General features: G+C 59.4%; 13 protein-coding genes. 10 read left to right on the top strand and 3 right to left on the bottom strand.

Annotation, left to right across the window (positions count from 1 at the left end; translation table 11 throughout):
* The first annotated feature begins 48 nt into the window (after nucleotides 1-48).
* The 5 genes from CYR55_RS06235 to CYR55_RS06210 all read left to right on the top strand — a co-directional run bounded on the left by CYR55_RS06235 (nucleotide 49) and on the right by CYR55_RS06210 (nucleotide 12,531).
* On the top strand, nucleotides 49-1,743 hold the full coding sequence (locus tag CYR55_RS06235) for a ShlB/FhaC/HecB family hemolysin secretion/activation protein (protein ID WP_101815281.1): 1,695 nt from the start codon (nucleotides 49-51) through the stop codon (nucleotides 1,741-1,743).
* 66 nt (nucleotides 1,744-1,809) lie between these two features.
* Nucleotides 1,810-10,557 (top strand): two-partner secretion domain-containing protein, encoded by an 8,748-nt coding sequence (locus CYR55_RS06230; protein ID WP_101815280.1) that lies wholly within the window; start codon nucleotides 1,810-1,812, stop codon nucleotides 10,555-10,557.
* Nucleotides 10,554-10,781 (top strand): hypothetical protein, encoded by a 228-nt coding sequence (locus CYR55_RS06225; RefSeq protein ID WP_101815279.1) that lies wholly within the window; start codon nucleotides 10,554-10,556, stop codon nucleotides 10,779-10,781. The genes CYR55_RS06230 and CYR55_RS06225 overlap by 4 nt, the downstream gene beginning before the upstream one ends.
* Nucleotides 10,782-10,803: 22 nt before the next feature.
* Nucleotides 10,804-11,445 (top strand): adhesin, encoded by a 642-nt coding sequence (locus CYR55_RS06220; RefSeq protein WP_101815278.1) that lies wholly within the window; start codon nucleotides 10,804-10,806, stop codon nucleotides 11,443-11,445.
* An 822-nt stretch (nucleotides 11,446-12,267) separates the two neighbouring features.
* Nucleotides 12,268-12,531 carry a hypothetical protein gene (locus tag CYR55_RS06210; protein ID WP_101815276.1) on the top strand — a complete coding sequence of 88 codons (264 nt, stop codon included), beginning with the start codon at nucleotides 12,268-12,270 and terminating at the stop codon, nucleotides 12,529-12,531.
* A 51-nt stretch (nucleotides 12,532-12,582) separates the two neighbouring features.
* On the opposite strand, the gene CYR55_RS06205 is transcribed toward CYR55_RS06210, so the two are convergent.
* The 3 genes from CYR55_RS06205 to CYR55_RS06195 form a co-directional block, all read right to left on the bottom strand.
* Entirely contained in the window at nucleotides 12,583-12,810 is a 228-nt protein-coding gene (locus CYR55_RS06205) for a SymE family type I addiction module toxin (RefSeq protein ID WP_101815275.1), read from the bottom strand.
* A gap of 86 nt (nucleotides 12,811-12,896) precedes the next feature.
* On the bottom strand, nucleotides 12,897-13,238 hold the full coding sequence (locus CYR55_RS06200; RefSeq protein WP_101815274.1) for a helix-turn-helix domain-containing protein: 342 nt from the start codon (nucleotides 13,236-13,238) through the stop codon (nucleotides 12,897-12,899).
* A 242-nt stretch (nucleotides 13,239-13,480) separates the two neighbouring features.
* Complete coding sequence (locus tag CYR55_RS06195) at nucleotides 13,481-14,092, bottom strand: hypothetical protein (protein ID WP_241522093.1); 612 nt, start codon at nucleotides 14,090-14,092, stop codon at nucleotides 13,481-13,483.
* A 337-nt stretch (nucleotides 14,093-14,429) separates the two neighbouring features.
* On the opposite strand from CYR55_RS06195, the gene CYR55_RS06190 reads away from it, so the two are divergent.
* The 5 genes from CYR55_RS06190 (at nucleotide 14,430) to menH (ending at nucleotide 19,505) form a co-directional block, all read left to right on the top strand.
* On the top strand, nucleotides 14,430-14,921 hold the full coding sequence (locus tag CYR55_RS06190; RefSeq protein WP_101815273.1) for a DUF1097 domain-containing protein: 492 nt from the start codon (nucleotides 14,430-14,432) through the stop codon (nucleotides 14,919-14,921).
* A gap of 153 nt (nucleotides 14,922-15,074) precedes the next feature.
* Complete coding sequence (elaB, locus tag CYR55_RS06185) at nucleotides 15,075-15,449, top strand: stress response protein ElaB (RefSeq protein WP_101815272.1); 375 nt, start codon at nucleotides 15,075-15,077, stop codon at nucleotides 15,447-15,449.
* A gap of 165 nt (nucleotides 15,450-15,614) precedes the next feature.
* Nucleotides 15,615-16,958, top strand: a complete 1,344-nt coding sequence (menF, locus tag CYR55_RS06180; protein WP_241522092.1) for an isochorismate synthase MenF — start codon at nucleotides 15,615-15,617, stop codon at nucleotides 16,956-16,958.
* 118 nt (nucleotides 16,959-17,076) lie between these two features.
* Nucleotides 17,077-18,744: a 2-succinyl-5-enolpyruvyl-6-hydroxy-3-cyclohexene-1-carboxylic-acid synthase gene (gene menD, locus CYR55_RS06175; RefSeq protein ID WP_101815270.1), complete on the top strand. Its 1,668-nt coding sequence runs from the start codon at nucleotides 17,077-17,079 to the stop codon at nucleotides 18,742-18,744.
* Complete coding sequence (gene menH, locus CYR55_RS06170) at nucleotides 18,741-19,505, top strand: 2-succinyl-6-hydroxy-2,4-cyclohexadiene-1-carboxylate synthase (RefSeq protein WP_101815269.1); 765 nt, start codon at nucleotides 18,741-18,743, stop codon at nucleotides 19,503-19,505. Before menD ends, menH begins: the two co-directional genes overlap by 4 nt.
* The last annotated feature ends 5 nt before the right edge of the window (nucleotides 19,506-19,510 follow it).

The following is a 19,510-nucleotide window of genomic DNA, read 5'->3' as shown; positions in this document are numbered from 1 at the left end:
TTGCTGAATCCCTGTATGTTCCCGCAATTAAAGAAGGGGTAGGGAATAATGCAAGGAATAAAAAGAGCGGGGGCATTACCCGGCGTGCTGTTATTACTCACGTCAGGGAGCGCCGCCGCAGCGGAAAGCCCGCTGCCGCTGACCACGGGCCGCCAACAACTTATCCACCAGCAACAACAACAGCAAGCCCGGGAAGCGGCACGCCAACAGCCTGCGCCCGCCGTCCGCCTGAGCGCGACTCCCCAAGAGACCGGCACGCTGTTCCCACCTGAAACGCCCTGTTTTCACATTGAGACCGTCGAGCTTACCGGCCGGGAGGCCTTGCCGGGCTGGTTACCGTTACAGCGGCTGGCAGACAGCGGCCGCGGGCGGTGCCTGGGCAGCCGTGGTATTTCCCAGCTCATGGCATTACTTCAGAACAGGATGATTTCACACGGCTTTATTACCAGCCGGGTATTGGCACCGTCACAGGATTTAACCCGCGGGAAATTAACGCTGGCGGTGGTGCCGGGCAGGGTAAATAAGATCACGGTTAATCATTCATCGCCTGCCTATATCCAGCCTTATTCCACCTTGCCCGCCCGCGAACAAGGGCTGTTGGATCTGCGTGATATTGAGCAGGGGCTGGAAAACCTGCAACGCCTGCCGACGGTGCAGGCGGATATCCAGATTGTGCCGGGCAGCGTGCCCGGCGCCAGCGACCTGCAGGTGAGCTGGGCGCAGTCGCGGATGTGGCGGCTGGGCCTGTCGCTGGACGATGCAGGCAGTGCGAGCACCGGCCGCTATCAGGGCGGCATGACGCTTTACCTCGATAACCCGTTGTCGCTCAGCGATATGTTCTATCTGTCGCTGGGGCAGGATATGGCACCGGGCAACGCGCTGAGCAGTGAAAACGGCACGCTGCACTACTCGTTGCCGTTCGGTTACTGGTCACTCGGCGTGACCGGCAACCGCAGCCGCTACCATCAGACCGTTGCCGGGCACCAGGGCGACTATCGCTACAGCGGCGACAGCCAAAACCTCACCCTCTCCCTCAGCCGCGTGTTGCACCGCAACGCCAACCAGAAAACCACCCTCAGCTATGACCTGCTGATGCGCCAGTCGCGCAACTTTATTAATGACGCGGAAGTGGAGGTGCAGCGGCGCAACACCTCCGCCTGGAAGCTCGGCGTGCAGCACCGCCACTACTTCGGTGCCTCAACGCTGGATGCCGGGATGTCATTACAACGCGGCACCCGCTGGTTCGGCGCGCAGCCCGCGCCGGAAGAGTATTTCGACGAGGGCAGCGCGCTGGCAAAAATTGTGCAGATCACCGCCGCCTGGGATCTGCCGTTCACGCTGTTTGGTCAGCCATTCCGTTACACCCCCAGCTATTTCCGTCAGATAAGTGACGCCGCGCTGACACCTCAGGATCAGATCGCCCTGGGCGGCCGCTGGACGGTGCGCGGCTTTGACGGCGAACTCAGTTTGTCCGCCGATCGCGGCTGGTATCTGCGCAACGATCTTGCCTGGAAAACCCCGTTACCCGCGCAGGAGCTCTACCTCGGCATTGATTACGGCGAAGTGGGCGGCGCGTCTGCCGACTGGCTGGTGGGTAAACATCTCGCCGGTGGCGTGGTGGGGCTGCGCGGCAGCGCGTTCGGCGTGGGCTATGACCTGTTCGCCGGGGTACCGCTCTCCAGACCGGCAAACTTCCGCACCGACCCGGCCACCTTCGGCTTCAACCTCAACTGGAACTATTGACGATTGCGCCCCGGTGGCCGTGCAACAGGCACGCCACCGGCTTCAAGGACGTGGGATAAACAGACGATGAACAGCCATTTTTACCGCATTATTTTCAACAAAGCCCGTGGGATGCTGATGGTGGTGGCAGAGATCGCCAGAAGCGCCCGGCGGGAACCGGGGCGCACCAGCACGGCCCGGCCGCAGGCGGCGTCACTGCTGCCCTCACTGCATCCGCTCAGCCTGGCACTCTGGTCGGCATTGGGCGTTATCACGCTGGCGGCGCCGGGGCAGGCGGCAATAGTCACGGACGGCAACGCCCCGGCCGGGCAGCAGCCCACCATTATCAACAGCGCCAACGGCACGCCGCAGGTCAATATCCAGACCCCGACCCGTGGCGGCGTGTCGCGTAACACCTTCAGCCGGTTTGATGTGGACGACAAAGGCGTCATTCTCAACAACAGCCATGCACCGACGCAGACTCAGCTTGGCGGGCTGGTCACCGGCAACCCGTGGCTGGCGCGCGGCGAAGCCAGGGTGATCCTGAATGAGGTCAACGCGCGCGATCCGAGCCAGCTTAACGGCTATATCGAAGTCGCCGGGCAGAATGCGCAGGTGGTGATCGCCAACCCGGCCGGCATCACCTGCAATGGATGCGGCTTCATTAATGCCAACCGCGCTACCCTGACCACCGGCCAGGCGCAGCTCAATGATGGCCAGTTGACCGGCTATCAGGTCACTGGCGGGGAGATTGCCATCACCGGCAACGGCCTGGACAGCCGGGGGCAGGAGTACACCGACATCATCGCCCGCTCGGTGAAGGTGAACGCCGGGGTCTGGGCGCAAAACCTGAAGGTGACGGCGGGCAGCAATCAGGTGGATGCGGCGCATGACCGCATTTCAGCCACCCAGCCCACCGGGCAGCGGCCGCAGGTGGCGATTGATGTGGCGCAGCTTGGCGGCATGTACGCCAATAAAATCCGGCTGATCGGCACCGAACAGGGTGTGGGTGTACATAACGCCGGGGCGATTGGCGCCGCCGCCGGGGAGCTGACCCTGTCCGCCTCAGGCCGCCTTGAAAACAGCGGCAACCTGAACGGCAGTGACATTGCGCTGAGTGCCGGTGCGGTGGAGAACCATGGCACCATCTACGCCGGCCGTGCGCTGGCGGTGCAAACCAGCGGCGCGCTTACCAATCAGGGCATCATGGCCGCTGCGGGCGATGTGACGCTCACCACCAACACGCTGGAAAACCACGCAGCGGGTACGCTGGCCGCCGGGATGCAGGCGGACGGCAAACTGGCCGCGACCGGTAACCTCACCGTCAACAGCAACGGCACCTTAACCAGCCACGGCACGGCACTGGCCGGTGACACCCTGGCCCTGACCGGCAGCGCGGTTGACCTCAGCGGCAGCCAGAGTTACGGCAAGGCTGTCACGCTTACCGCCCGCCACGGCGACATCTCCACCGCGCAGGCCAGAGTAGAGGCCGCGACCACCTTCCGTGCCGACACCCAACAGACCTTCCGCAACGACGGCGGCCAGCTTCAGGCGCAGGCGCTGCAACTCAACGCCCACCAGCTCTCCAACCGGCAGGGCAGCCTGAGCCAGCTCGGCAACGATGCGCTGACCCTGCGCCATCAGGGCGGCATCGATAATGAACAGGGCACGATTGCCGCCAACAGCCACGACCTGACGCTCACTACCTCACTGTTCAACAACCACCAGGGCACGCTGCATCATGTGGGCGCGGGCGCACTTACCCTCGACGCCATACAACTTAACGGCACACAGGGGCAGATGATCAGCAATGGCGCGCTCGACCTGCGCGGTGACCGGCTGGTGCTGGATGAGGCATTAACCGGTGCGCAACGCATTGAGGTCACCGCCGGATCGCTGAGCCATCAGCGGGGCGAGATGATCGGCAGCGAGGCGCTGTCGATCAAGGTGGGCGGGCTGCTCGACAATCAGGCGGGCACGCTGGCCGCTAATGGCCCGCTGACGTTGAGCGGTGGCGACATCGACAACCACCAGGGCCGGGTGCTGGCAGCAGAAAGCGGCAGCCTGAACCTCCACAGCAGCGGCACAGTGAACAACCAGCACGGCACACTGGCAGCCGGGCAGGATCTGTCACTGACCGCACACCACATCGACAACAGCCAGGGCACGCTCAGCGCAGCAGGCGGCAGCGCGCAACTTACCAGCCATACCCGCCTCAACAACGCCGAAGGGCAAATAAGCGCCGCCCAGGCGCTGACGCTCAACAGTGACGGGCTGAACAACCAGCAGGGACTGATTAACGCCACCACCACCGCACTGAACCTGCAACAGGGCGCGCTGGATAACCGCAACGGCATCCTGGCTGCCGACGGCGATCTGGTTGTCCAAAGCGGTGAGCTGGATAACCGCGCCGGGCTGGTGCAGGCCGGGCAGGATGTGTGGCTCGACACCCACGGGCAGGCGTTGATCAACCGGGAGAACAGCGAACAGGGCGGGCTGATTGCGCTGGGAGAAATGACGCTGGTCACCGGCGACCTCGACAATACGCTGGGCCTGATCAGCGCGCAGGATCTCAACCTGACCAGCGGCGATCTGCACAATCAGCAAGGGCAGATTGGCGCACAGGGCGGCCTGACACTCACCGCAGGCATTACCGATAACCGTGCAGGCACCCTCAGCGCCGGGGAGGCGTTGGCCCTCACAATGCAGGATCTGAATAACGCGGCGGGGCTGATCCTCGGCGGCACCAATGCCGTGCTGACCACGGCAGCGCTGGACAACCGCAGCGGGCAGATTGGTGCGCTGGGCGCGCTCACCCTCAACAGCGGCGCGCTGCAAAACGATGACGGCGGCCTGATCCAGAGCGGCGGCACATTAACGCTGGATACCCACGGCCAGACGCTCAGCAACAACCACAGCGGCGCAACGGGCGGCATCACCAGCCAGGGGGATCTCACCCTGCGCACCGGCACGCTGGAGAACCAGCAGGGCGCGGTGATCACTGACGGTCAGCTGACGCTTCAAAGCCAGGATGTGCATAACCATGAGGGGTTGATCGCGGGGCTCTCCGGCATTGATGCGGTTACCGGCAGGGTGGACAACCAGCAGGGCGCGATTCAATCCGGCGGGGCGCTTGCGTGGGCAACATCAGAGGAAATCGACAACCGAGACGGCCTGATCAGTGCTACCGGGGTGTTGGTTCTCACCAGCGACACCCTGAGCAACACCTCTGGCGACGTTATCAGCGGCAGTGACCTCAGCCTGACTACCGCTTTACTCGACAATCGTGACGGGCTGATAGCGGCACAGGGCAACCTGACGGCCCATACCCAGCGATTCGATAACCAGGCCGGGGCGGTGCAGGCGGTGAGTGACCTGATGCTGGACGTGCTGAACGATTTCACCAACCAGGGCGCGCTTCAGGCCAACGGCGATCTGACGCTGACCGGCAGCAACATCACTAATGCAGCCCTGATTCAGGCCGAGGAAACGCTGACCCTGAACGCGGCCAACCTCACCAACCAGCAGCCCGGTGAAATCAGCGCCGGGGCAACGCAGATTACGGTACAGCAGGATCTCACCAATTACGGCCTGATTGATGGCTACTTTACCCATGTGGAGGCCACGACCCTTAATAACCTCGGCACCGGCCGCCTCTACGGTGATGTGCTCGGCATTCAGGCCGGGACGCTGAACAATCTGGCGCAACAGGGCACAGCGGCCACCCTCGCTGCCCGCCAGCGGCTCGATCTGGGCGTCGGCACCCTGAACAATCTCGACCATGCGCTGATCTACAGTGACGGCGACCTGGCACTGGGCGGCAGCCTGGATGAAAACGGCGTGGCCACCGGCAGCGCCGGTGCGTTAAACAACCACAGCGCCACCCTTGAGTCTGCAGGCGACATGTGGCTCAGCGTCATGGATCTCAACAACATCAATGACCATCTGGAGACCGAATGGGTGGAGGTCTCCCAGCAGCACATTGATGAGTATCAGGTCTCCGGCACGCCGACCCGCTACGGGCCAGAGGAGGTGTCGTTCAAAAAGAATGAAGTCACCTACCTCTACACGCCGGACTACCCGCATCAGAAAGAGGGCACCAACGACACCTGGTATCACTACGACTACACCCGCACGGTAGAGGAGACGCGCATCACCCAGAGCGACCCCGGCAACATCATCGCGGGCGGCAACCTCGCGATTAACAGCAACCGGGTGCTCAATGACAACAGCCGGATCGTGGCCGGGCGTGACCTGCTGATCAACGCGGTCACGCTGGAGAACCGGGAAACGGCAGGCGAACGCCATATCACCGATGAGGGCGAAACCCATAAGTACTACCGCGAGAAACATAGCGGGCATGACAGCCAGGGCAAATCGGACAAAGATTACCGGCTGGTGACTGAGCAGGCGATCACCCTGACGCCGGGCAAAATTCAGGATCATGCACAGGGCGGGGGCAGCGGCCTGACGATTGATGAACGCGCCGCCCACAGCGTGACCGCGCCCGATGCGTCGGCCATCAGCGGCCCTGTGTTTCAGGCGCTCGGTGACGGCGTGCAGCTGCCGACCGGCAAAACCTTTGAGGTGCCGGCCGCCGGGCAGGTGAACGGCGAACCCGGCGCCGCCGTGGTCAGAATGATCGGCCCCAACACCACCCTGCCGGATAACAGCCTGTTCCGCATCAACCCCGCCGCGCAGGGCGGTTATCTGGTGGAGACCGATCCGCGCTTCACCAACCAGAAGCAGTGGCTCGGCTCGGACTATATGCTGGCGGCGCTGAACAGCGACCCGGACACCCTGCTTAAACGACTGGGCGACGGCTACTACGAGCAGCGCCTGATCCGCGAGCAGGTCGTGGCGATGACCGGGCAGCGCTACCTCGGCAACTACAGCAGCGACGAAGAGCAGTACCGGGCACTGATGGAGGCGGGCATCGCCTTTGGTCAGCAATACAACCTGACGCCGGGGATCGCCCTCACCGCAGAGCAGATGAGCCTGCTCACCCAGGACATGGTCTGGCTGGTGGCGCAGAGCGTGACGCTGCCGGACGGCAGCCGCAGTGAGGTGCTGGTGCCGCAGGTGTACGCGCGGGTGCAGCCGGGTGACCTGGACGGCAGCGGCGCGCTGCTGGCGGGGCGCAACGTCGGCATTAACCTGAGCGGTGACCTGAACAACAGCGGCCAGATCCGGGCGGGCGGCACGGCGCAACTGATGGCGGAGAACATCACCAACCATGGCGGCCTCCTTCAGGGCGATACCCTGGCGTTGCAGGCGCGCACCGACATCACCAACCTCGGCGGCACGCTGACCGGCAACAGCGCGCTGATCGCCACAGCGGGCCGCGACATCACCGCCATCACCGGCACCCGCAGTGCAGAGAGTGCGGACGGCGCACTCGCCCGCACCACCCTGGATCGCGTCGCCGGTTTCACCGTCACCGGGGGCGACGGCACGCTGGTGATGCAGGCAGGGCGGGATCTGACGCTCACGGCCGCGCAGGTCACCAACAGTGCGCAAACGGGCAGCACCCTGCTGCAGGCGGGGCATGACCTGACGCTCAACAGCGTCACCACCGCCCGGCGTGACGACCTGACCTTCGATGATGACAACTGGCTGCATCAGTCTTCGTCTCAGGCGGTCGGCAGTGAACTCTCAACCGCCGGGTCACTGACGCTGGCGGCCGGGCATGACCTGAGCGCGCAGGCCGCCGCGCTCACCGCCGGTGGGGCGCTGGGCCTGCTGGCAGGCCACGACCTGACCGTGACCAGCGGTGAACGCCGCGTGCAGATGGACGAGCACACCAAAACCACGCGTGACGGGGTCTTCTCCGGCGAGAGCCGGGAGACGCACACCACACTGGACAGCACCCGTGCGCAGGGCAGCCTGCTGAGCGGTGACAGCGTGACGATGCAGGCAGGCCATGACCTGACCCTGCGCGGCAGCGACGTGGTCGGCACCCGAGACGTGATGCTGGCCGCGGGCAATGACCTGCTGGTGACCGCCGCGCAAGAGCGCAATAACGAAGTGCATATGCAACAGGAGACCAAAACCGGCTTCTCCGGCACCGGCGGCGTGGGCGTCAGCTACGGCATGCAGGAGCAGACCGCCACTACCGACAGCAACAGCAACAGCGTGCGCGGCAGCGTTATCGGCAGCCTGACGGGGGATGTCTCGCTGCTGGCTGGTAACGGCCTGACGGTACATGGCTCAGAGGTGATAGGCGCGAATGACATCACGCTCGCCGGTAAAAACGTGACCATCAGCGCGGCCGCACAGCGGCTGAGCGAACGCGAAACTTATGAGACGAAGCAGGAGGGGCTGACGCTGGCGCTCTCCGGTGACGCGGGGGCGGCACTCAACAGTGCGGTAGCCGCGAGCCAGCAGGCAGCGGTGGAAAGCGATTCGCGCATGAAGACCCTCAAAGGGATAGAGGCGGCGCTGAACGGGGCACAGGCGGTACAGGCAACCCAGAGCGGCGGCGGGGGCGAGGGCAGTAACAGCATCGGCATCAGTCTCTCTTACGGCAACCAGCAGTCAACACGCGAGAGCACGCTGGACGCCCTCAGCCACCAGGGCAGCAGCCTCAGCGCAGGCAACGGCCTGAACATCATTGCCCGCGAGGGCGACATCGTGGTGGCGGGCAGCACACTGACGGCAGGCGGCGACCTGGGGCTGGCAGCAGGGCGTGACATCCTCCTGAGCGCCACGGAGGAGATGCAGCAGACACGCAGCACCAACAGTAGCAGCGGCGTGACCACCGGGGTAGGGATTGGGGTAGGGGAGTCGGGCTGGGGGATCACGTTCTCAGCCAGCGGCAATATCAGTAAAGGTCATGAGAACAGCGACAGCCTGAGCTACAGCGAGAGCCGGATAACAGCCGGTGACCAGGTGACGCTGATAAGCGGGCGGGACGCGACCCTGGCCGGGGCGCAGGTGAGCGGCGCGTCGGTAACCGCCGACATCGGGCGCAACCTGAGTCTTATCAGCACACAGGACACCGAGCGTTACGACAGCAAACAGCAGAGCGCCGGTGCGGGCGGCACCTTTACCTACGGCTCAATGAGCGCCTCGGGCGGGATGAGCCTGAGCCGCGACACCCTGACCAGTGACTACGCCTCAGTAGCGGAGCAGACCGGGATATTCGCCGGGGCAGGCGGCGTTGACCTCACCGTAGGCAGGCATACGCAGCTCGACGGGGCGGTGATTGCCTCCACGGCCGCAGCGGCGCTCAACCGGCTGGAGACCACGACGCTGGGGTTCAGTGACATCACCAATCATGCGGACTTTGAGGTGGAGCACCAGAGTTTTGGCCTCAGCAGCGGCGGCAGTATCGGCGGCGGTTTTGCAGGCAATATGGCGAACGGGTTGCCGGTAGGCATCAACAACGACGGCCGGGCAGCCTCCACGACTTACGCCGCCATCAGTGACGGCAGCCTGATAATCCGGGACACGGAGAGCCAACAGCAGGACGTCCGCGACTTACGGCGTGACACGGCGCAGACGGGCGGCTCGCTTGACCCGATATTTGATAAGGAGCGGGAGCAGCGGCGGATAGAGGAAGCGCAGCTGATTAGCGAGATAGGCAATCAGGTGGCGGATATTGCCCGGACACAGGGCAGCATCAACGCCACGGAGGCGGGCCGGAAGGAGCTGGCGGCGCAGGGCCGGGTCAAGCCGGGTGCCGGTGCCTCTGAAGAGGACTGGGCGGCCTATAATGCGGCGGTGGCGAACACCGGCAGTTACAAAGCCGCCGGGGCGCAATACGGCACCGGCAGCGCCCTGCAGCAGGGCATTCAGGCCGCCACGTCCGCCCTGCAGGGTCTGGCAGGCGGTGACCTGAAAGCCGCGCTGGCAGGGGGTGCTGCACCCTATCTGGCGGAGCAGGTGAAGCTGCTGGCCCCAACAGAAGAGAGCCGGATTATGGCGCATGTGGTGCTGGGCGCAGTCAGCGCAGAGCTTCAGGGCGGCAACGCACTGGCCGGAGCCGCAGGCGCGGGGGTTTCCGCCGCCGGAGCAGCGTATATCAAAGCGCAGCTTTACGGTGACCGCAGCCTTGATGACCTCACCGAACAGGAGAAACAGACCATAGCGGCGCTGAGCACCCTGGCAGGCGGGCTCGCAGGCGGTCTGGCAGGGGGGGATGTGGCCGCGGCCGTGGATGGGGGTAAGGCGGCGAAGAACGAGGCGGAGAATAATTCCCTTAGAGTCCTTGCCGCCATTGAAAGTGAAAAACCGGGGACGATCGCGAAGTTTGAAGCGGACAAACAGGCTGCTATCAAAGAAGCCTGTAGCGGCGGAACGCCGGTGTCCTGCCAGACCATGACAGCAGCCATGGGAACGGCGCTGGCATGGCCGTTATTACCGGAAGCAGCGATGACGACCAGCGCGATTGGGGCCAGCGCGAATGCGGCAATTCAATATGTGATTAGCGGAAAAGTTAACCCAGATGATGTGTTAATTGCAGGTTATGTCGGAGCGCTAACCGCAAATACAGGGTTTTGGGGAACTGTCGGCTGGAATGCGACCGGAGGTGCGACGTCGAATTATATTAAAGGTGACGACCCACTGACGGGCGCGGGATGGGGAGCGGCCGGAGCAGGCTTGGGTTATTTAGGTGGGAAATATGTTATCAAAAACCCTTGGGATAAAATAGTTCCACAGAACTGGAAAAACTATGAATGGATTGATGTAGATATGGGAATTACGAAGCCAATGCAGTTAGATAATAACCCAGCAATTTGGGCAAATATAGGATCAGCAGTTACGACGGAATCGACTGCCCAAGGTGGGCCTAAATTTATTGAAATCATTAAAAAAGGGTCTAAAGAATGAGATTTGGCATTTATTTTTTAATCTATATGGTTTTTGCTGGCGGGTTTTTGATGTTTATTATGTCGTTTTCTATTAGGTTTATTATGGCTTTAATTATTGATATTTATGGGGGGGGGAGTATACCTTATAAAGATATTTTGGTTATTAGCCTAAAAGTTGGAGCAGTAAGCGGTGTCATTGGTGGAGTTGGTATATGGTTTATGAATGTAATTAGAAATAACTGAGTACAACCTCTTCGATCAGGGTATGCAATCAGTCATTAATGCGCAGGTCTCGCTCTGGACAAACACCGATAATCAGGTGGATGAACAGGGCAATGCCCTCGACGGGCTGACGCTACAGGAAAAGATCGCGCTCTCCGCCGAGATGGCAAAAGGCGACTTACCGGACGGTGCGAATATCGCGAAGGCAATTGTTGAAGGGTATGAGGATGGGCTGATGATAGGTGGGGCGTTTTATTTAGGCCCGGCAGCTGCACTGGAGCAAATCACAGCAGGTGCAGTTATTGGCGGGGGTATGAACAGCGCGTTCCAATTCTATGATCTAAGTCAGCCGGGAAATGCTAATAAATCTTATGATTACTGGAGCACCACAGCCGCCATAACAACGGGCGGACTTGCCCCGGGGCGTGGTATTTGGGCAAACACCGGCATAGCGATAGGGTCAACGATGTTTACTGATGGGCCAAATATAACCAATATGGCAATTTCTGGGGTAGGGGCGTTAGGTGGCGGTGGTGTAGGAAAATATGCTCCGATTTTAGTAGATAAATATATAAAAAAAGTTGCCGTCCCAGATTTATTTTATGATTTAGGTTCTGCTCTTACTTATGAGTCTATTAATAAGGCAGGTAAGGATTTGATTAAATCAAAAGAGAATGAGAAGTGAAATGAAGAAAAATACTATTATAGGATTGGTTGTCTTGCTTTTTTACTGCTGCTTTTCTTTTATGACTCTTGCGTTTTTTTTTAGAGGGTGCATAGCTATCTTGTCGTACTTAAAACTAGGGTACTTCAATTTCTCTTTAGAAGAGGTAAGGCGAATTGCGATATTGTCGTTGATTGCCGGGATATTTGGTTGGCTATACATGGTCATTTCTCATGTTATTAAATTACTTAAAATGAGTAAGAATTCTGATCTTAAAAAACCACCAAATTAGTTATAACCATATTGTGAACATAGGAAAGGAGCGCTCTCCGCCGAAATGGCAAAAGGCGACTTACCGGACGGTGCGAATATCGCGAAGGCAATTGTTGAAGGGTATGAGGACGGGCTGATGATAGGTGGGGCGTTTATTTAGGGCCTGCCACATCGTTTACAAAAATGGTTACCGGCGGCGTCATCTCAGAGGGCGCCAACGCCTACTTTCAGCGGGATAATTTAAACAAGCCCGGTAATGAAAATGAAAGCTGGAATTACAAAAGCAGCGCAGCGGCGTTTGCCGGTGGAATGCTGTCACCTGGGAGGAATATTCCGGAAAACATAGGAGTTAATATGGGGGCGCATGGTGCTCAGATGGTCTGGATATGAATTGACAGGCCGGGGCTGCATTTGGCGGAGCGATTGGTGGAGGTCTTGGTAAATATGCGACAGGTCTGCTTGAGCCTTATGCAGGGAAAGCCTCAGGATTTATTGGGGATATTAGTAGTGCATTCAGTTTTTGAATATTTTAATAAGAAGGTGAAAGATATTATTGCAGAGGAATGATTTATGAGGAGGATGCATACATTTTTAATTTTTATTTTGAATGTACTTTATTGTTGGGGGTGTTTTTTTTGCTTAGGTGTACTTATTGATATAGTTGTTTTTTTAATAAACATGAAGCCTATTGGTTTTACAATTAAAGGGATTTTTGATTTAACCAAAATGAGCGGAGTTGCCGGATTAGCGGCTGGTTTTGGTTCGTGGGCTTTTGCTAAAATTGATGAGTACGAAGCTCGCAAGAAAAAGTCTCCTGTAGATCCTGATAAGTAGACGCTCCCAGCTAAAATCCCGGCCTCAACGCCGGGATTTTACTTTTCAGCCTCAGATGTTCAACTCAGCCCTGATCATCAGACACCCATTTTCAACTGTCACAATCACCGGCTGCCCGGTACGAAAACCTGCCTGTGCCAGCCACCGGCCTTTAATTGTCAGTTGCGGCAGCGGATTAGGCAGCCCGCCGTTGGGGCGGTAACCCACCGTATAAAAATGGGGCTTTGATGGTTTTGCTTCAGTTGTGACTGCTTCTGACTTAAAATCCTGCTCAGCCATAATAACTACTCCTAACTAGTTGTTGTGGTTAGCGGGCTGACGGTGGTGAGACACCGTCAGTCTGCGTAAAAAAATCATTTACTCAGCTATGTTGACCTGTTCTGTTTTATCGCCAGTTCCAGAAAGTGACAAATTACTTCCTGATCTTCTTTATGGAGCGCATCTACCTGCTTACAAAGCTCCATTAATCTTTTATTCCGAATCTCAAAAGCGGGAAGCTTCTGCCCTTGTTCGCCAAACACAAGATAATCAATCGAGACTTCAAAGAACTGCGCTAATTTAACGACGTAATCGAAGTGAGGCCGGGATGCCCCCTGTTCCCAACGGCCAACCATACGCGGCTGTACGTCTAACAAATTTGCAAGCTCAAGCTGAGTTAGCGTGCGCTGTTTACGGAGATTCGCAAGATTTTTACCAAAATCAGACATAGAGAGAAAACGCCAGATAAGTATTTATTCCAGATGATAATAAATCTTCGAATGAAAACAAATCTTTTGGAAGATTATATTGGCCTCAGATTAAAAGGTCAATAAAGACCTATGGTAAATTAAAAGAAAAATACCCTGGCGCGCCTTCTCTTCATCAATATGTCTCCAGTATTGCATTCAGGAAGCGATTATGATTCTGTTTAAGAAATCTGTAAGCAGGATTAAAACACACGATGCAAGGTTTATTTATAAGTGAATTCGTACTTCACAATATAGGTGCCAAGCTCGTTGACTTTGGTTGTAATCCACATGCCATCCATGCCCTGTTTACGTTTATCACTTATCTTAAGCGCCTCTTTAGAAGAGCAAAGTTCAATCCAGCGTGAGGTGTGCAAATCTTTTATTAATAACCCCGCTTTACAGCGGCCTGATCTTCCTCGTGGTGGGCCGGGGAAAGTTACATCATAATCGGTGACGTAACTTATTATTTTATCTGGGAAAAGATAAACATACACCTCAAAGGCATTGAGGCTTAGAAGTAAGAATAATGAGAAGCCACTAAAGTACGTCTGGAAAATATACTTTGGTGTCTCTCCAATCGGTCTTCTGCAGCAGGCGCGCCATGCAAAAGGCAGCCCACCAAGCGCAGAGATGGTAAGAATCCAGGTAAGCTGAGGGAATGAGCTGAATAGAATAGTGCTCCTTGAGATTTTGATAGCCCATGACAAATACATCATAAATGTAATAAGTATTGTGGTGATAAGGTAAACGAATAGTTTCTCTTTAGATAAAAATCGGCGTTTAAATGTCTTCTTTTTTAAATAATGCATTGATAGCCCGTATTGTTTTTCCATATTTTATTTTTCTGATGATTATAATTTTTATTGCAAGGCGGATTTTATTAGGGTGGTTATTTTGGGGCAACCTTTATTTCAAGCATAATGCTTGTTAGTCATGGTCTTTATGTTAATTAAATCAGTGAAAAAGGAAGGTGAAATAATTTGAGGTCAAATAAATCTGATATCAGGTATGCAATTGATTATGACTATAGGTAACCTGAATGATATTTAGTGATTTAAGTCACATTTTTGATGAACAATGACAAATGGTACATAATTTTCTGTGATCAATATCTCACTTATTTCCCGCTGTTCGCGTACACTGCGCGCTTTTCTCTGCGGCAGGTAACTGATGAACCTTCTCCTCTCTCTTGCACTGACCACCGGCGTTCTCTCCGGCCTGTGGGGCTGGGTGGCCGTCAGCCTCGGGCTGTTGGGCTGGGCCGGGTTTTTGGGCTGTACCGCCTATTTTGCCTGCCCGCAGGGCGGCCTGCGTGGGCTGGCGATCGCCGGGCTGACCACCCTCAGCGGCGTATTCTGGGCGCAGGTGATCATGGACGGCACCGCGCTGCAACCGGAATGGACGCTGCTCGGCTACCTGATGACCGGCGTGGTGTCGTTCCTGATGTGTGTGCAGGCCGCAAACCGCTGGCTCGCCTTTGTGCCGGGCACCTTTATCGGGGCTTGCGCCATGTTTGCCGCGCAGGGCAACTGGCGGCTGGTGCTGCCTTCACTGCTGCTCGGGCTGGTGTTTAGCTATGCGATGAAAAACAGCGGGCTGTGGCTGGCCGCGCGTGCAAAGAAAACCAAAGCATGCCGTCAACCGGCGGCCAAACCCCGGTAACGACGCAGCCGGTGGGCTTTCGACAGGCGCAGCCCTGCTTAAGAAGGTTCTTAAACTGCTGATGCTTCACAAAAACAAACAGTGTCACCCTGCAAAACGGTGAAAAAGTGACTATGGTTAATACACAAGTCCTACAAAACCAAGGAGACACGCATGGTAGACACCACGGAACCACAACAGCCAAAACAGCCGAAACAAAATCAGCAGCAACAGCCAAAACAGGCTGAGTTCCAGGAAGACTCCAAGACCTCTCTGGATGATGATCTGAAAATGCTGTCAGAAACCCTGGAAGAGGTGCTGGCCTCCTCCGGAGACAAATCTGATCAGAAATACATTGAGATCAAACACCGCGCAGAAGAAGCGCTGCATCAGGTTAAAAAGCGCTTGAGCGAAAAGTCAGATGCCTACTACTACAAGGCCAAGCAGGCTGCCTGCACCGCCGACAGCTACGTGCATGAAAAACCGTGGCATGCAGTAGGGGCAGGGGCCGCTGCCGGGCTTATCATCGGCCTGCTGATCCGCCGTTAAGGCATAATGCAGGGCCGCCAGCGACAGGCAGTCCGGACACTGACAGGGTGCACTCAGGTGCACCCTTTTTTGTGGCTGCGGGCCGGGGCAGCAGATGACAGACGGTTTTTTTCTCACGCAGGCTACGTATAATCCCCTACTTTATCTTTGGTTATTGAGGTTGCGGTGACGATACTTTCCGGATGTCTCCAACAGTTGATGTCGGCGGTTGAACAGGCTTTACAGGATGAGGCGATCTGCCATGCCACCGGCGTCAGGCAGCTGATTTTGACCTTCTATAGTCCGCAACCCCTGCCGTTGCCGGCGTGGCTGGCGGCACAGCCGCATTTCCCGAAGTTTTACTGGCAACCGCGTGACGGCAACGAAACCGTGGCGGTGTGTGGCCAGGTGGCCCAATTTACCGACCCGGAGCAGGCGGGGCAGTTTTTACAGCACCACATGGACGGGGCCGAGCGGCTGCGCGTCTGGGGACTGAATGCCTTTGACGCGCTGCCCCAGCCGGGCGGGGCGCAGCAGGCCTGCTTGTTTGTGCCGCGCCTGACCTTACACCAGCAGGCCAACACCCTGACACTGACCCTCAACCTGTCAGACCCGCACGCCTTACAGGGCGATCTGGCCCGTGCCGCCGCGTTCCTGCAACAGCTTCAGCCCGCTTCGCCATTACTGCCGCTGCACCTCACGCTGACCCACGCCTGCCACCAGCCGGATGAAGCAGGGTGGGAGGCGATGCTGGAGCGCGCGCTGGCCGCGATTGCTGATGGCGCGATGGAGAAAGTGGTGCTGGCGCGCAAAACCGTGCTGACCTTCAGCCAGCCGGTGGATGCCTGGCGGATGCTGGCGGCCAGCCAGAAGGTCAACCATCACTGTTATCACTTTTTGATGGCATTCTCGCCCACCTCGGCCTTTCTCAGCGCCAGCCCGGAGCGGCTGTTCCTGCGGCAGGGGGATCAGCTCACCACCGAGGCACTGGCCGGGACGGTAGCAGGCCATGACGACGACAGCCAGGCGGCCGCGCTGGCAGACTGGCTGATGAAGAGTGAGAAAAACCAGCGTGAAAACTGGCTGGTGGTGGATGACATCTGCCGGCAGCTACAGGGTGCGGCGCACGGGCTGGATGTGATGCCGCCGGAAATTGTGCGCCTGCGCAACGTGCAGCACTTGCGGCGCGGCATCCACGGCCAGTTGCGCGCCGCCGATGATGCGGTATGCCTGGCGCGGCTGCAACCCACGGCGGCGGTGGCCGGGCTGCCGCGCCAGCCCGCCCGGCGGTTTATCCTCGGCCATGAGCCGTTCGCGCGCTGCTGGTATGCCGGGTCGGCGGGTTACCTCTCCCGCAGCCAGTCGGAGTTCGCCGTATCACTGCGTGCCGCGTGGCTGGAGGGCAATCAGGTGCACCTCTACGCCGGGGCGGGCATTGTGGCTGGCTCTGACCCGGCGCAGGAGTGGCAGGAGATAGAGAACAAAGCCGCCGGGCTACGCACCTTGTTACAAGACCCCGCCGCCCAATAGCCGCTTTACCCGGTTCAAATCAATAATCGATTCATTGAAAAAAAATATACTTCCCCCCGCACGGCATCGGTTGCCGTGCATCACTGCCCCTCTTCTCCGCACGTTGCATAGGCTTCAGATGTTAACCAGTGAATTTAATCGCCGCTGGGCGACCTTACTCCTTGAGGCGCTGAGCCGCCATCATATCCAGCATGTCTGTATTGCGCCCGGATCGCGTTCTACCCCGTTAACCCTGGCCGCTGCCGCCCATCCCCGGCTGCAGTGCCATACCCATTTTGACGAGCGCGGGCTGGGGCATCTGGCTCTGGGGCTGGCGAAAGGCAGCGGGCAGCCGGTGGCAGTGATCGTCACCTCCGGCACGGCGGCCGCCAACCTCTACCCGGCGTTGATTGAGGCCGGGCTGAGCGGCGAGCGGCTGGTGATGCTGACGGCGGATCGCCCACCGGAGCTGCTGGCGTGCGGCGCGAATCAGGCGATCCGGCAGGAGGGGATGTTCGGCGCGCACCCTGCGGCGGTGCTCAACCTGCCGCGCCCAACCCCGGCTATCCCGGCGGCCTGGCTGGTGTCAGCCGTTGATAACGCCATGGCGTCGCTGACCGGTGGCGCGCTGCACCTGAACTGCCCGTTTGCCGAGCCGCTATATGGCAGCGAGGACGGCGCGCATCAGGCCTGGTCGGCAGCGCTGGGCGACTGGTGGGCAGGGCGTGAACCCTGGCTCGCCCAGCCGGACGTGAATCACGTGATGCCGGAGCCCGACTGGGCGCACTGGCAACAGGCGCGGGGCGTGGTGGTGGCCGGGCGGCTGAGCGCGCAGGAAGGCGAGGCCGTGGCGCGCTGGGCGGCGGCGCTGGGCTGGCCGCTGCTGGCGGATGTGCAATCACAGACCGGCCAGCCGCTGCCTTGCGCGGAGCTGTGGCTCGCTACGCCGGAGGCCAGGGCCACGCTGGCCGAAGCGGAGCTGGTGGTGCAGTTCGGCAGCAGCCTGACCGGCAAACGGCTGCTGCAATGGCAGGACAGCGCCCTGCCGCCGCGCTGGTGGCTGATTGAGGCACAACCGGGGCGGCGTGACCCGGCGCACCATCGCGGCCGCCGTATTGTGGCACCGGTCATGGCATGGCTGGCGCAGCATCCGCCGCTGGCGCGTCAGCCCTGGGCACCGGTGCTGGCCGCCTGCGCCGCGCAGGCGCAGCAGCGGGTCACGCGTGAAGTTAAAACCTTCGGTGAGGCGATGCTGGCGCACCGGCTACCGGCGCTGCTGCCGGCGCACGGGCAACTCTTTATCGGCAACAGCCTGATTGTGCGGCTGGTGGATGCGCTGGCACAACTGCCCGCCGGTTACCCGGTGTTCGGCAACCGGGGAGCCAGCGGCATTGACGGCCTGATCTCCACCGCCGCCGGGGTGCAGCGCGCTACCGGCAAACCAACGCTGCTGCTGCTGGGCGATCTCTCCGCGCTGTATGACCTGAACGCGCTGGCGCTGCTGCGCTATACGCCTGCGCCGTTGGTGATCCTGCTGGTCAATAATAACGGCGGGCGCATCTTCTCGCTGCTGCCGACGCCGGAAGCCGAGCGCGAGCAGTTTTACTGCATGCCGCAACAGGTCTCGTTTAAACCGGCGGCCGCGATGTTTGGCCTGCGTTATGCCAGCCCGGCAGAGTGGCATGAACTGGAGGCCGCAGTGCAAGAGGCGTGGTGCTGGCAGGGCACCACCTTGATTGAAGTCTGTACCGCGCCGGATGCCGGGGCAAAAATGTTGCAGCAGTTGCAACAGGCGGGCGCGAAATGAGCCTGGCCTGTTGTGCGTATCCCGCGCTTTCCGGCGATCGGCGCCGCCCCTGGCTGGTGTTCCTGCATGGTTTGCTGGGGCGCGGCAGTGAATGGCAGCCGGTGCTGGCCCGGTGCGGTGACTGGCCCTGCCTGACGGTTGACCTGCCGGGGCATGGGGATTCCGCCGCCGTCAGCGCCTCCGGCTTTGCCGCGCTGGACCACCAGCTGGCGGCCGTGTTGCGCCAGCAGAATATTGAACGCTACTGGCTGATTGGCTACTCGCTGGGCGGCCGTGTGGCGATGTACCACGCCGCCCGGCAGCCCGCCGGGCTGTGTGGGCTGGTGGTGGAGGGCAGCCACCCCGGCTTGCTGCATCCGGCGGAACGGCAGGCGCGGCTGGAGAGCGATCGCCACTGGGCGCAACGTTTCCTGCAACAGCCGCTGCCGCAGGTGCTGGCGGACTGGTATCACCAGCCACTGTTTGCTGAATTGACCGGCCCGCAGCGACAGGCGCTCATTGCACTGCGCAGCCACAATCAGCCCGCCGGCATCGCCCAGATGCTGCTGGCGACCTCGCTTGGCCACCAGCCGCCGCTGGATGCCGCGCTGCAACGGTGGCGCCACCCCTTTTATTACCTCTGCGGTGAGCAGGATGCCCGCTTCCGGTCACTGGCTGACGCGCGCGGGTTGCCGCTGTCGCTGCTGCCGGGCGGGCACAATGTGCATCACGCACACCCCGATGCCTTCGCCCACCGCCTGTTATCCCTTATCCGCTGTTAACCAAG

This window comes from Chimaeribacter californicus (genome assembly GCF_002858675.1).
In the GTDB taxonomy this organism is placed as follows: Bacteria; Pseudomonadota; Gammaproteobacteria; order Enterobacterales; family Enterobacteriaceae; genus Chimaeribacter; species Chimaeribacter californicus.
Note: the sequence above shows the minus strand (reverse complement) of the source record. Positions and strands in the feature narration are given on the sequence as shown.